The organism is Pseudomonas sp. S2_C11, from assembly GCF_054668395.1.
This window is the reverse complement of sequence record NZ_CP162765.1, coordinates 4,749,449-4,762,912: the sequence shown is the minus strand read 5'-3', so window position 1 is coordinate 4,762,912 and position 13,464 is coordinate 4,749,449. Positions and strand designations below refer to the sequence as shown.

At 62.1% G+C, this 13,464-nt stretch carries 14 protein-coding genes; 3 read left to right on the top strand and 11 right to left on the bottom strand.

Annotated elements, in window-relative coordinates; all coding sequences use genetic code 11:
• The first annotated feature begins 114 nt into the window (after window positions 1-114).
• The 3 genes from AB4N48_RS21520 to AB4N48_RS21510 all read left to right on the top strand — a co-directional run bounded on the left by AB4N48_RS21520 (window position 115) and on the right by AB4N48_RS21510 (window position 2,992).
• Window positions 115-1,059: a DnaJ C-terminal domain-containing protein gene (locus AB4N48_RS21520; protein WP_024011397.1), complete on the top strand. Its 945-nt coding sequence runs from the start codon at window positions 115-117 to the stop codon at window positions 1,057-1,059.
• 23 nt (window positions 1,060-1,082) lie between these two features.
• Window positions 1,083-1,388, top strand: coding sequence for a chaperone modulator CbpM (locus AB4N48_RS21515; protein ID WP_016771896.1), 306 nt, complete (start codon window positions 1,083-1,085; stop codon window positions 1,386-1,388).
• Window positions 1,389-1,591: 203 nt separating this feature from the next.
• A complete protein-coding gene (locus tag AB4N48_RS21510) occupies window positions 1,592-2,992 on the top strand; it encodes a hypothetical protein (protein WP_460094291.1) in 1,401 nt (466 codons plus the stop codon).
• 60 nt (window positions 2,993-3,052) lie between these two features.
• Here the strand turns inward: AB4N48_RS21510 and ureC are convergent, their stop codons facing one another.
• The 11 genes from ureC to urtA form a co-directional block, all read right to left on the bottom strand.
• Window positions 3,053-4,753 (bottom strand): urease subunit alpha, encoded by a 1,701-nt coding sequence (gene ureC / locus AB4N48_RS21505; protein ID WP_460094290.1) that lies wholly within the window; start codon window positions 4,751-4,753, stop codon window positions 3,053-3,055.
• A 139-nt stretch (window positions 4,754-4,892) separates the two neighbouring features.
• The gene (locus AB4N48_RS21500) at window positions 4,893-5,198 is read right to left on the bottom strand and encodes an urease subunit beta (protein WP_095180936.1); all 306 of its coding nucleotides are present in this window, start codon (window positions 5,196-5,198) and stop codon (window positions 4,893-4,895) included.
• Window positions 5,195-5,731: a GNAT family N-acetyltransferase gene (locus AB4N48_RS21495; protein ID WP_236169796.1), complete on the bottom strand. Its 537-nt coding sequence runs from the start codon at window positions 5,729-5,731 to the stop codon at window positions 5,195-5,197. The genes AB4N48_RS21500 and AB4N48_RS21495 overlap by 4 nt, the downstream gene beginning before the upstream one ends.
• Before the next feature lie 5 nt (window positions 5,732-5,736).
• Window positions 5,737-6,270, bottom strand: coding sequence for a GNAT family N-acetyltransferase (locus tag AB4N48_RS21490; protein WP_353188087.1), 534 nt, complete (start codon window positions 6,268-6,270; stop codon window positions 5,737-5,739).
• 9 nt (window positions 6,271-6,279) lie between these two features.
• Window positions 6,280-6,582 carry an urease subunit gamma gene (ureA, locus tag AB4N48_RS21485; RefSeq protein ID WP_003221215.1) on the bottom strand — a complete coding sequence of 101 codons (303 nt, stop codon included), beginning with the start codon at window positions 6,580-6,582 and terminating at the stop codon, window positions 6,280-6,282.
• Between the two features lie 228 nt (window positions 6,583-6,810).
• Window positions 6,811-7,650, bottom strand: coding sequence for an urease accessory protein UreD (locus AB4N48_RS21480; protein ID WP_460094288.1), 840 nt, complete (start codon window positions 7,648-7,650; stop codon window positions 6,811-6,813).
• A 43-nt stretch (window positions 7,651-7,693) separates the two neighbouring features.
• A complete protein-coding gene (gene urtE, locus AB4N48_RS21475; RefSeq protein ID WP_016771889.1) occupies window positions 7,694-8,392 on the bottom strand; it encodes an urea ABC transporter ATP-binding subunit UrtE in 699 nt (232 codons plus the stop codon).
• Window positions 8,393-8,527: 135 nt separating this feature from the next.
• The gene (gene urtD, locus AB4N48_RS21470; protein WP_016771888.1) at window positions 8,528-9,397 is read right to left on the bottom strand and encodes an urea ABC transporter ATP-binding protein UrtD; all 870 of its coding nucleotides are present in this window, start codon (window positions 9,395-9,397) and stop codon (window positions 8,528-8,530) included.
• A complete protein-coding gene (gene urtC, locus AB4N48_RS21465; RefSeq protein WP_056787639.1) occupies window positions 9,394-10,473 on the bottom strand; it encodes an urea ABC transporter permease subunit UrtC in 1,080 nt (359 codons plus the stop codon). The genes urtD and urtC overlap by 4 nt, the downstream gene beginning before the upstream one ends.
• Window positions 10,473-11,975 carry an urea ABC transporter permease subunit UrtB gene (gene urtB, locus AB4N48_RS21460; protein ID WP_375123057.1) on the bottom strand — a complete coding sequence of 501 codons (1,503 nt, stop codon included), beginning with the start codon at window positions 11,973-11,975 and terminating at the stop codon, window positions 10,473-10,475. The genes urtC and urtB overlap by 1 nt, the downstream gene beginning before the upstream one ends.
• 215 nt (window positions 11,976-12,190) lie before the next feature.
• The gene (urtA, locus tag AB4N48_RS21455; protein ID WP_056787644.1) at window positions 12,191-13,456 is read right to left on the bottom strand and encodes an urea ABC transporter substrate-binding protein; all 1,266 of its coding nucleotides are present in this window, start codon (window positions 13,454-13,456) and stop codon (window positions 12,191-12,193) included.
• Window positions 13,457-13,464: the final 8 nt, after the last annotated feature.

Below are 13,464 nucleotides of genomic sequence, written 5' to 3'. Positions count from 1 at the left end.
CGATAAACTTCTGCGGCGCCACCCGGTCACAAACTTGAGATCGGTCAACCCGGCACGTGCCAATCGGCGCATGCTGGTCTCGGCGCGAAATCGATAACGGATGGTGATCCTTCCATGGACTTCAAAGACTATTACAAGATACTCGGCGTGGAGCCGACAGCCGACGACAAGGCCATCAAGGCGGCCTATCGCAAGCTGGCGCGCAAATACCACCCCGATGTCAGCAAGGAAAAAGACGCCGAGGCCAAGTTCAAGGATGCCTCGGAAGCCTATGAAGCGCTGAAAAGCGCCGACAAGCGCGCCGAATACGACGAACTGCGCCGTTATGGCCAGCACGGTCAGCCGTTTCAGGGCCCACCGGGCTGGCAGAGCCGTGGCGGCTTCGGTGGCGGCGGTGGCGACACGGGCGACTTCTCGGACTTCTTCAGTTCGATCTTCGGCAATCGCGGCCCCGGTTTCGGTGGCGCCGAGAGCCGCCAATCACGCGGACGTCGAGGGCAAGACGTGGAAATGGAACTGCCGGTCTTCCTCGAAGAAACCCTGTCGAACGAATCGAAGAAAGTCACCTTTCAGGTGCCGCAATACAACGCGCACGGCCAGCATGTCAGCAACACCAGCAAGAGCCTGAACGTGAAGATTCCGGCCGGCGTGACCGATGGCGAGCGAATTCGCCTGAAGGGCCAGGGCGCACCGGGCATCGGTGGCGGGGCGAATGGCGACCTGTACCTGACCATTCGTTTTGCGCCGCACCCGAAATTCGATGTCGAAGGCGAAAACCTGATCATCACCTTGCCCCTGGCTCCGTGGGAATTGGCATTGGGCACTGAAGTGGCCGTGCCGACCCTGACCGGCAAGATCAACCTCAAGGTCCCGGCCGGCAGCCAGAACGGCCAGCGCATGCGCGCCAAGGGCCATGGCCTGCTGAACAAGGCCGGCGAACGCGGTTATCTGTTCGTGCAGCTCAAGGCCGTGATGCCCAAAGCCTCCGACGATGAGGTCAAGGCGCTGTGGCAGGAACTGGCGAAGAAAGCCGCCTTCAATCCGCGAGAGAACTTCTGAACCCGACGACGGAGTAGCCCATCATGAGCAGCCCCCTGATCGTTCAACTGGACCTGGCAGAATTCTGTGAGGCGGCCGATTTGTCGGACGTCTACGTGATCGAAATCGTCGAGCACGGCATCCTCGAACCTCAGGGCGCGCAGCCCCGGGAATGGCGCTTCACCGATTACGAATTGGCCTTGGCCAAGCGCGCCGCCAAGCTGCGCCGTGATCTGGAACTGGAGTGGGAAGGCGTGGCGCTGGCGCTGGATCTGCTGGACGAGGTGAAGCAGTTGCGTGCCGAGAACCGCATGTTGCGCCAGCGTTTGGGGCGGTTGGTGGTCGAATGAATTGTTTGAGGCCGTGAGGTCCTAGCTGGCCTCATCGCCGGCCGGCCCGCTCCCGCCTGATTAATGTTTGCGGGTGTTTCGTCCGGTATGAACCGGCAGGATGGTCTGATAGTTTTCCGGGCACATGTTGGCAATGGATGCCGACGGTCGTAGCGCCAGCCAGACTGGCCAGCGCTGCGCAATCTTTGCAAGGAAGCCTGTCAATGCCAGTCAGACCCAAGCCGCCCAAGCCGGGCGCAGTCGATATCACCACCCCTGGGCGCACATCCCGGGATCCCGCCGCGCACGGGATCGAGTCGTCGCACCTGACCCCCGGTCCGTTCATTCGCAAGACCCCGCCCGATGCCAGTGAGCCCGGCAGCAACACGCAGCAAATGGAAACTGCAGTTGCCCCGCACAGCGTGCACGTCGACCCGACGCCGTCTACATCTGGTCCCGTCCCGAAGCTTAAAACCTCGGCTCTGGAGCGTTACCTGATTGCCTCGACAGCCCCTCTACCGCAAGCGGACGTTGACGGGTTTCGCGTATTCAAAGGACGCCAATACGCGGACCTGCAGGGCGGTGGTACGGTGCTGATCGGCGTCGATGCCGAGACCGGTCTGCATCGGGCCAGATTGTCCAGCGAGCTGCAGCCGTCCGGCCCTGTGCTTGCCTACGATCCGTTGAACAAGCACTGGTACGCGCTTGAAGAGTCCGGCGCGTCGCCGGACGCTGCCGCTGTCCCGGGTAAAAGCCGCAGGGTGGCGCGCCAGAGCGATGAAGACTATGAGTCTGCCGTTGAGGAGCTGCCCGACGATGGCGGTGTAACGCAGGAACATTTTTATCTGGCGTCCGAGTCGATGCCCGTCAAACCCTTCACCGCTGAGGAATTGCGTGCAATGCGCAGCGAAACACGGTTTTCGTTCCTCACCAATCGGCCCGGGGTCTACGACCGTGCCAATAACGGCAAATACCCTTTCCGGGACATGGCCGGCCGGCCTGTCAGGATAAAGAAGCTCCAGACCCTGGCGCGTTTCGAAGACGGCAGCCGTTATACCTCCGAGCAGATCAAGCCCTACATCAAGTTTGGCGCCTACGAGCATGTCGCGCGGTTGTATGAAGAAAAGCTGCAATGGCGATTGTTCACCGAGGCCGACATGACGGTGCCCGGAGAGCGGGCCCTGGTCGGCCAGTCAATGGTGGTCGCCAACCGGCGCATCACCCGAGGCGAGGTGGTCGGTGTCTATGCTGGCGCGATCATGCCGGGACGTCTTGTGCCGCTGCCCCAGCAGTCATACACCATGAAGGTCGGCGTCCGTTATCAACCAGGGCCTGGATATTTGATCCCCTACGAATTCGCGCTGGTCGGTGACACGATTATTTCCCGGATCAACACGCGCTTTTGGTATGACGCAACGGGCAAGCCGGTTCGTCAGGCTACGGAGGGTTACAACGTCGAGTTCGTACCGTTCGATGTCGAAGCGCAACAGTGGATAGGCAAGGAATTGGTCACCCGGGACTTCATTCTCAACGCCATCTTCGCTACCGAAGACATTCCGGCGGGAACCGAGTTACGCATCGATTACAACTACAGCGATGCGGACATCGCGAAACTGTTCCCGTGACTGCCTGAGCGATCGCGACTGAATACGGACCTGCGCGTCCGTATTCAGCGCACGCTTTCATCAGAACAGAAAATAGCGCTGCGCCATCGGCAGCGTTTCCGCCGGTTCGCACCACAGCAACACGCCATCGGCCTTGACCTGATAGGTCTGTGGATCGACATCGATGTTCGGCAGATAGTCGTTGTGGATCAGGTCGGTTTTCTGCACGTCGCGGCAGCCCTTCACCACAGCGATCTGCTTCTTCAATCCCAAGGCTTCTGGCAATCCGGCCTCCTGCGCCGCCTGGCTGATAAAGGTCAGGCTGGTGGCGTGCAGCGAGCCGCCGTAGCTGGCGAACATCGGGCGGTAATGCACCGGTTGCGGTGTTGGAATCGAAGCGTTGGCGTCGCCCATCAGGCTGGCGGCAATCGCGCCGCCCTTGAGAATCAGCGTCGGCTTCACACCAAAGAACGCCGGGCGCCAGAGCACCAGATCGGCCCACTTGCCGACTTCGATCGAGCCGACTTCATGGCTGATGCCATGGGTGATTGCCGGGTTGATCGTGTACTTGGCGATGTAGCGTTTGGCGCGGAAGTTGTCGTTGCCTGCGCCGTCCTGCGGCAGCGGGCCGCGCTGTTTTTTCATCTTGTCGGCGGTCTGCCAGGTGCGCGTGATGACTTCGCCGACACGGCCCATGGCCTGACTGTCGGAGCTGATCATCGAGAACGCGCCGAGGTCGTGGAGGATGTCTTCGGCGGCAATGGTTTCGCGGCGGATCCGGCTTTCGGCGAAGGCGACGTCTTCGGCAATGCTCGGGTCGAGGTGATGGCAGACCATCAGCATGTCGAGGTGTTCGTCGATGGTGTTGCGGGTGAACGGCCGGGTCGGGTTGGTCGAGCTTGGCAGCACGTTGGCAAAGCCGCAGGCCTTGATGATGTCTGGCGCGTGGCCGCCACCGGCACCTTCGGTGTGATAGGTGTGGATGGTGCGGCCCTTGAACGCGCCAAGGGTGGTTTCGACGAAGCCGGATTCGTTGAGGGTATCGGTGTGGATCGCCACCTGCACATCGTACTGGTCGGCGACGTTGAGGCAGTTGTCGATGCTCGCCGGAGTGGTGCCCCAGTCCTCGTGCAGCTTGAGACCGATGGCACCGGCCTTGACCTGTTCGATCAACGGCTCCGGCAGGCTGGCGTTGCCCTTGCCGGTCAGGCCGATGTTCATCGGGAAAGCATCGGCGGCCTGGAGCATGCGCGCCAGATGCCACGGGCCGGAGGTGCAGGTGGTGGCGTTGGTGCCGGTGGCAGGCCCGGTGCCGCCGCCGATCATGGTGGTGACGCCGCTCATCAGCGCTTCTTCGATCTGCTGCGGGCAGATGAAGTGGATATGCGTGTCGATGCCGCCAGCGGTGAGGATCATGCCTTCGCCGGCAATCACTTCGGTGCCGGCGCCGATGGCGATGGTCACATTGGGCTGCACGTCAGGGTTGCCGGCCTTGCCGATCGCGGCGATGCGCCCGTCTTTGAGGCCGACGTCGGCCTTGACGATGCCCCAGTGGTCGATGATCAGTGCGTTGGTGATCAGCGTGTCGACCACTTCGGCGGCGAGCAATTGGCTCTGGCCCTGGCCGTCGCGGATGACTTTGCCGCCACCGAATTTCACTTCCTCGCCGTAGGTGGTGAAGTCCTTTTCGACTTCGATCCACAGCTCGGTGTCGGCCAGGCGCACCTTGTCGCCGACGGAGGGGCCGAACATGTCGGCGTAGGCTTGACGGGAAATCTTCATTCGTTCGCCTTGAGATTCAATTGGGTCTGAAATCGCTCGCATTACTCGCTTTCGCGAGCAGGCTCGCTCCCACATTTGATCGCGTTCTCATGTGGGAGCGAGCCTGCTCGCGAAGGGGCCAGAGCGGGCACCGTGTTGTTTAGAGATCACCCATGATGCGGCCGGCAAAGCCGAACACCCGGCGATGCCCGGCGTAATCCACCAGTTCGACTTCACGGCTTTGCCCCGGCTCGAAGCGCACCGCCGTGCCCGCCGGAATATTCAGGCGCATGCCGCGACTGGCGGCGCGATCGAAGGTCAGCGCGTCGTTGGTTTCAAAAAAGTGGAAATGCGAGCCGACCTGAATCGGCCGGTCGCCGCTGTTGGCGACTTTCAGGCTGAGGGTGCGACGGCCGACGTTGAGTTCGATGTCGCCGGGCTGGATCTGGTATTGGCCAGGAATCATCGCTGGGCTCCTTGCAGGACTTTGTAATAGAGCGCGGTCGGGCGATAGGTGCCGTTGGGGTCGCAGGCGTAATCAGGGATTTCGCCGGCGCGCACGTAGCCCAGCGCCTTGTAGAAATCTTCCGCCGGCGAGCCGGCCTCGGTGTCGAGATAGAGCATGCCGCGCTTGTGCTTGGGCGCTTCGAGTTCCAGCGCCTGCATCAGTTGCTGACCGAGGCCGCGCCGCCGGGCGTCTTCGCGTACCAGCAGCTTCTGCACTTCGGCGCGGTTCAGACCGTTGGCCTTTTGGCACAGACCCAATTGCACACTGGCCAGCACCTGCTCGTCCTTCACCACCACCCACAGCAGCGTGCTGCCCTTGTTGATGTTGTCCTGCACCTCATCGAAATATGCGCGCGCCTGCACCTCATCGAGGTCGGCCATAAAACCGACGCTGGCGCCGTAACCGACGGCGTCGAGCAGCAGATCGATCAGGCCCTGGCGATAGTGGGCAAAGCTTTCAGCGTTGACGCGGCGCAACTGGGCGGCGTTCATCGACATCACTCCTTGTGAGTATCCGGCGGCTGTGCGCCGGGATTGAGGGTCAACTGCATGAAGGTCAGATCGAGCCAGCGGCCGAACTTGGTGCCCACTTGCGGCATCTGCCCGGTGACGCTGAAACCGGCGCGCTGGTGCAGGCGAATCGACGCGGCGTTGCCACTCTCGATGGCAGCGACCATGACGTGTTTACCGCAGGCGCGGGCGCGTTCGATCAACGCGGTCATCAGTTGCGGGCCGAGGCCGTTGCCGCGTTGATCGCTGCGCACGTACACCGAGTGTTCGACGGTGTGGCGGAAACCGTCGAACGGCCGCCAATCGCCGAACGAGGCGTAACCCAGCACCGCGTTGTGGCTGTCGACGATCACCAGAATCGGGTACGCCTGCAACTGACGCGCGTCGAACCATGCCTGGCGATTGCCGAGGTCGACCGCTTGTTCATTCCAGATCGCCGTGGTGTTGAGCACGGCGTCGTTGTAGATGTCGCGGATCGCCGGCAGGTCGGCCCGGCTTGCATCGCGAATGGCGTAAGTCATGGCGCGGCCTCAGACGATCGGCTGGTGAACGGTGACCAGTTTGGTGCCGTCGGGGAACGTCGCCTCGACCTGGATTTCCGGGATCATTTCCGGGATGCCTTCCATCACTTGTTCGCGGCTGAGCAGGGTGGTGCCGTAGTGCATCAGCTCGGCCACGGTCTGGCCGTCGCGGGCACCCTCCAGCAGCGCGGCGGAGATGTAGGCCATGGCTTCCGGGTAGTTGAGTTTCACGCCACGGGCCAGCCGCCGCTCGGCGACGAGGCCGGCGGTGAAGATCAGCAGCTTGTCTTTTTCGCGTGGGGTCAGGTCCATGGTTCGGGTTCCATCAGGGCAGATTCGGGTGGCTCTCGAGAAGTGTGGGGTGCCAGTTGGAGCAGCCCCTCACCCTAGCCCTCTCCCGAGGGAGAGGGGACTGATCTTGGTTGTTTTCAATGGCCAATTCAGTCAGCAATATTCGTTCAGGCAGATAAATTTATTTCAGACGACTCGGTCAGGCTCCCTCTCCCCTCCGGGAGAGGGCGGGGGGTGAGGGTCGGGGTTTCAGGTGCTCCATATTCTTGGCGCGATAGCTTCGCGCCCCAGCAGCGCAGGTCTGAGCAATCGCCACAAATCGATGAGCCAGGCGCGGGCGAGCAACGCCTCACTGGCCAGGCAACGAGCCACCAGCAGTCCCGGCAATTGCGTCAGATCCCCGCGTACCCCATGCCCCAGCGAGCGGCAACGCTCCAGCAGCTCGGCGTCTATCTCACCGGTCACCAGCATCGTCGCGAACACCGGTTGCCCATCCAGCCCGATTGGCGAGTCGAGCAAACCATCGTTGCCGACAATGCGCTGCCGTTCGTGCCAGAGCAACCGACCGTCGCGGCGGATGTCCAGGTGCGCCTGAAAATGCCCGAGGTCAAAACGCTCGCCGCTGGCCGGGCGGCCCAGCGCCACCACGTCCCAGTAGAACAGCCGCGCATCGCCTTCAAGCTCGATCGTTGTGGTCAACTCGGCTTGCGCGGCGCTGTAGACGATGGTTTCCTGCGGCAGCCATTCCAGAGTCGCGCCGGCAGCGACTTGCAAGTCGAGCTGCTGATAAGCCGGCCCGCCCGCGCGATACCACTTGGCGGCGCCGGGGCTGGTGATTTGCGCCCAGGCGTTGTGTTCGACGCGCGCGCTGATATCGAGCCGATCACCACCGGCAATTCCGCCCGGTGGGTGGACGATGATGTGCTGGCAGACTTGCGGGCCTTCGGCGTACAGATGCTTTTGCACGCGCAGCGGGCCGAGGTGGCGGCGCATGACCGGGCGCGTGCAATCGCCGAAACGCGCGTAGGCCAGTTCCAGCTCGGCGTGCCAGCTCGGGGTAAACAGGGCAGGTGCAACAATCGAATTCATGGTTTGTGATTATCGTTAGGAAGCTACAGATTAGACCGGCGCGTTAGATCGTGACCAGCCCGCGTACACCTTCGGCCTCCATATTTTCACCGCGACCCTGTTGAACGATCTCGCCCCGCGACATCACCAGGTATTGATCGGCCAGTTCTGCAGCAAAGTCGTAGAACTGCTCGACCAGCAGAATCGCCATGTCACCGCGCGCCGCGAGCTGCTTGATCACCGCGCCGATTTCCTTGATCACCGACGGTTGAATGCCTTCGGTGGGCTCATCAAGAATCAGCAGGCGCGGGCGGCTGGCCAGCGCCCGGCCGATTGCCAGTTGCTGTTGCTGACCGCCGGACAGATCACCGCCACGGCGCTGCTTCATTTGTAGCAGCACCGGGAACAATTCGTAGATGAAACCCGGGACTTCTTTGGCTTCTGAGCCTGGAAAACGCGACAGGCCCATCAGCAGATTTTCTTCTACCGTCAGGCGCCCGAAGATCTCACGGCCCTGCGGCACGTAGGCGATACCGGCATGCACGCGCTGATGCGGTTTGAACGTGGTGATCGGTTTGCCTTCCCAGTTCACCGCGCCTTCCTTGGCCGGCAGCAGGCCCATCAGGCATTTGAGCAGGGTGGTCTTGCCCACGCCGTTACGCCCGAGCAGGCACGTGACTTCGCCGACTTTCACGTCGAAGCTGAGGCCGCGCAGGATGTGGCTACCGCCGTAGTACTGATGCAGCTTGTCGACTTGCAGCATGTTCGAATTCTCCCCCGGTGATCGTTCCCACGCTCTGCGTGGGAACGCATCCCGTGACGCTCCGCGTCACATAACGGCGGACGCAGAGCGTCCATGGCGGCATTCCCACGCAGAGCGTGGGAACGATCTAGGTCTTCAGCGGCCGAGGTAGACCTCGATCACGCGCTCGTTTTCCTGCACTTGCTCAAGCGAGCCTTCCGCCAGAACGCTGCCCTGATGCAGCACCGTGACGTGGTCGGCAATCGAGCCGACGAAACCCATGTCGTGCTCGACCACCATCAACGAATGCTTGCCCGCCAGCGATTTGAACAGCTCGGCAGTGAACTCGGTTTCGGCGTCGGTCATGCCCGCCACCGGTTCGTCGAGCAGGAGCAGTTGTGGGTCCTGCATCAGCAGCATGCCGATCTCGAGGAACTGCTTCTGGCCGTGGGACAGTAAGCCCGCCTGGCGATTGACCGAGGTGGTCAGGCGAATCGTCTCGAGCACTTCGCTGATGCGGTCCTTCTGTTCGCCGCTCAGGCGTGCACGCAAACTGGCCCACACCGACTTATCGGTCTTCTGCGCCAGCTCAAGGTTTTCGAACACGCTCAAGGCTTCGAACACCGTTGGCTTCTGAAACTTGCGGCCGATGCCGGACTGGGCAATCTGCACTTCGCTCATCTGCGTCAGGTCCAGGGTTTCGCCGAACCAGGCCTTGCCATGGCTGGGCCGGGTCTTGCCGGTGATCACGTCCATCAGCGTGGTTTTGCCCGCGCCGTTGGGGCCGATGATGCAGCGCAGTTCGCCGACGCCGATGTACAGGTTGAGATTGTTCAACGCACGGAAGCCGTCGAAGCTGACGCTGATGTCCTCCAGGGTGAGGATCGTGCCGTGACGCGTATCGAGGCCCGGGCCGACGCGCTGGCCGAGGCCGATCGAGTCGCGGCTGGTGCCTTCGTCCTTGTTCGGTTCCACGGGGAAAAACGCCGGCTCCAGCATGAATTCAGCACTCGCTGTGACTCTCATTGTTCACCTCGTTTCTTCAGCAGACCGATCACGCCCTTGGGCAGGTACAACGTCACGACGATGAACAGCGCACCGAGGAAGAACAGCCAGTATTCCGGGAAGGCCACGGTGAACCAGCTCTTCATGCCGTTGACCACGCCGGCGCCGAGCAGCGGCCCGATCAGCGTGCCGCGCCCGCCAAGGGCGACCCACACCGCCGCTTCGATCGAGTTGGTCGGCGACATTTCGCTGGGGTTGATGATGCCGACTTGTGGCACGTACAGCGCTCCGGCGAGACCGCACAGCACCGCACTCAGCACCCAGACGAACAGCTTGAAACCGCGCGGGTCGTAGCCGCAGAACATCAAACGGTTTTCCGCATCACGCAGCGCTGTCAGCACGCGACCGAACTTGCTTTGCGCCAGGCGCCAGCCGATGAACAGGCTCGCCACCAGCAGCAACACCGTGGCCAGAAACAGCACCGCGCGGGTGCCCGGTTCGGTGATGCCGAAACCGAGGATCGTGCGGAAATTGGTGAAGCCGTTATTGCCACCGAAACCGGTCTCGTTGCGGAAAAACAGGAGCATGCCGGCGAAGGTCAGGGCCTGGGTCATGATCGAGAAATACACGCCTTTGATCCGCGAACGGAAGGCGAAGAAGCCGAACACCAGCGCCAGCAACCCCGGCGCCAGCACCACCAGACACATGGCCCAGAGGAAGCTGCTGGTGCCGGTCCAGTACCACGGCAATTCGCTCCACGACAGGAAAGTCATGAACGCTGGCAAGCCATCGCCGGCCGCCTGACGCATCAGGTACATGCCCATCGCGTACCCGCCGAGGGCGAAGAACAGGCCGTGGCCCAGCGAAAGCAGGCCGGCATAGCCCCAGACCAGATCCAGCGCCAGAGCGACGATGGCGTAGCAGAGGATTTTGCCGACCAGGGTCAGCGTGTAGGCCGAGACGTGCAGGGCATTGTCCGGCGACAACAACGAGAGCAGCGGCAGAACGATCAGCAGCGCGAGGATCACCCCGCCGACCGCGAGCGTGACTTTCGGCCCGGCCTTTTGTGTGGCCGTGACTAACAGAGGCTGGTTCATCAGTCGATCACCCGTCCTTTCAGTGCGAAGAGGCCTTGCGGACGTTTCTGAATGAACAGAATGATCAGCGCGAGGATCAGGATCTTGCCGAGCACCGCACCGATCTGCGGTTCGAGAATCTTGTTGGCGATCCCTAAGCCAAATGCGGCGAGCACGCTACCGGCCAGTTGGCCGACGCCGCCGAGCACCACCACCAGGAACGAGTCGATGATGTAGCTCTGGCCAAGGTCGGGACCGACGTTGCCGATCTGGCTCAGCGCCACGCCGCCCAAGCCGGCGATGCCCGAGCCGAGGCCGAAGGCGAGCATGTCCACGCGCCCGGTCGGCACGCCGCAGCAGGCGGCCATGTTGCGGTTCTGAGTGACGGCGCGGACGTTGAGGCCGAGGCGGGTTTTGTTCAGCAACAGCCAGGTCAGCACCACCACGAACAATGCGAAAGCGATGATGACGATGCGGTTGTACGGCAGCACCAGATTGGGCAGCACTTGGATGCCGCCGGACAACCACGCCGGGTTGGCGACTTCAACGTTCTGCGCGCCGAACAACAAACGCACAAGCTGGATCAGCATCAGGCTGATGCCCCAGGTCGCGAGCAGGGTTTCCAGTGGCCGACCGTAAAGGTGGCGGATGACTGTGCGCTCCAGGGCCATGCCGATGGCGGCGGTGACGAAAAACGCTACCGGCAGCGCGATCAGCGGATAAAACTCGATGGCTTGCGGCGCGTAACGCTGGAACATCAACTGCACCACGTAGGTCGAGTAGGCGCCGAGCATCAGCATCTCGCCGTGCGCCATGTTGATCACCCCGAGCAGGCCGAAGGTGATCGCCAGGCCGAGGGCCGCGAGCAGCAGAATCGAGCCCAGCGACATGCCGCTGAAGGCCTGGCCGAGCACTTCGCCGATCAGCAGCTTGCGCTTGACCTGAGCGAGGCTGGTTTCGGCGGCGGTGCGCACGCCGGCATCGCTTTCCATGCCGGGCTCGAGCAGGCCTTCAAGACGCGTGCGTGCCAGCGGGTCGCCGGTTTCACCGAGCAGACGTACCGCCGCGAGGCGCACCGCCGGGTCGCTGTCGACCAGTTGCAGATTGGCCAGCGCCAGGCTCAGGGCGGCGTGGACGCTTGGGTCTTTTTCCCCAGCGAGTTGCCGGTCGAGAAATTTCAGCTGCGCGGGTTTCGCGCTTTTCTGCAATTGCTGCGCGGCGCTCAGACGGATTTTGCTGTCAGCGGCGAGCAATTGATGGCTGGCCATTGCGGTGTCGATCAGACCCCGCAGGCGATTGTTCAGGCGCAGGGTTTTCGCTTGGCCGTCGATCGTCAGTTCGCCTTGTTGCAGGGCGTTGAGCAATTCGATACGCGCCGGATCGGGCTGCGCGGCCCAGGCTTCCAGCAGTTTGGCCTGTTGCATCGGGTTGGCCGCGACGAAGTCTTCGGCGTCGCCGGCGTGGGCCAGGAGTGGCAGCAACAGTGCTATGGCGAGAAGTACGCGGTGTATGGCAGTGGGCATTAGTGGTGTCCTGTTCAACCGCCCCCTCACCCTGACCCTCTCCCGGAGGGAGAGGGGACTGACCGAGGTGTCTGGACGATGTGCTGCGACCTGCGAACTCGAGTCGAACTCAGGGTCTGAAGAGCATGAAGATCGGCTCCCTTTCCCCCTCTCCCTGAGGGAGAGGGCTGGGGTGAGGGGGAAGTCTCATGCTCGCCTCAAAAACTGAATTCGCCTCAGTTGCTCTTCACCGCATAATCCGGCTTCTTGTCGTTGCCCTGAATGAACGGGCTCCACGGTTGTGCGCGGATCGGGCCTTCGGTCTGCCACACGACGTTGAATTGCCCGTCGCTCTGGATTTCGCCGATCATCACGGGCTTGTGCAGGTGGTGATTGGTCTTGTCCATGGTCAACGTGTAACCGGACGGCGCAGCAAAGGTCTGCCCGGCCAGTGCTTCACGAACCTTGTCGACGTCAGTGGATTTGGCTTTCTCGACCGCCTGCGCCCACATGTGGATGCCGACGTAGGTGGCTTCCATCGGGTCGTTGGTCACGGCTTTATCGGCGCCCGGCAGGTTGTGTTTCTTCGCATAGGCTTTCCAGTCCGCGACGAATTTCTTGTTCGCAGGATTTTCCACCGACTCGAAGTAGTTCCACGCCGCGAGGTTGCCCACCAGCGGTTTGGTGTCGATGCCGCGCAGTTCTTCTTCGCCGACCGAGAACGCCACCACCGGTACGTCGGTGGCTTTCAGGCCCTGGTTGGCCAGCTCTTTATAGAACGGCACGTTGGAGTCGCCGTTGACGGTGGAGATGACCGCAGTCTTGCCGCCGGCGGAGAATTTTTTGATGTTGGCAACGATGGTCTGGTAATCGCTGTGACCGAACGGCGTGTAGACCTCTTCGATGTCCTTGTCGGCCACGCCTTTGGAGTGCAGGAACGCGCGCAGGATCTTGTTGGTGGTGCGCGGGTAGACGTAGTCGGTGCCGAGCAGGAAGTAGCGCTTGGCGCTGCCGCCTTCTTCGCTCATCAGGTATTCAACGGCGGGGATCGCTTGCTGGTTCGGCGCGGCGCCGGTGTAGAAGACGTTCGGCGACATCTCTTCGCCTTCGTACTGCACCGGGTAGAACAGCAGACCGTTGAGCTCTTCGAACACCGGCAGTACCGATTTGCGCGACACCGACGTCCAGCAACCGAACACCACCGCGACCTTGTCCTGGGTCAGCAGCTGTCGGCCCTTTTCAGCGAACAGCGGCCAGTTGGAAGCGGGGTCGACCACCACCGGCTCGAGCATCTTGCCGTTCACACCGCCCTTGGCGTTGATCTCGTCGATGGTCATCAGTGCCATGTCCTTGAGCGATGTTTCGGAGATCGCCATGGTCCCGGACAACGAATGCAGAATCCCGACCTTGATGGTCTCGGCGGCCTGGACAGTCCAGGTCATGCCCATCGCGGCAATGGATGCCGTGAGTGTGAAAGCCTTGATCAAACTGCGACGCTTCATTGTGCGAT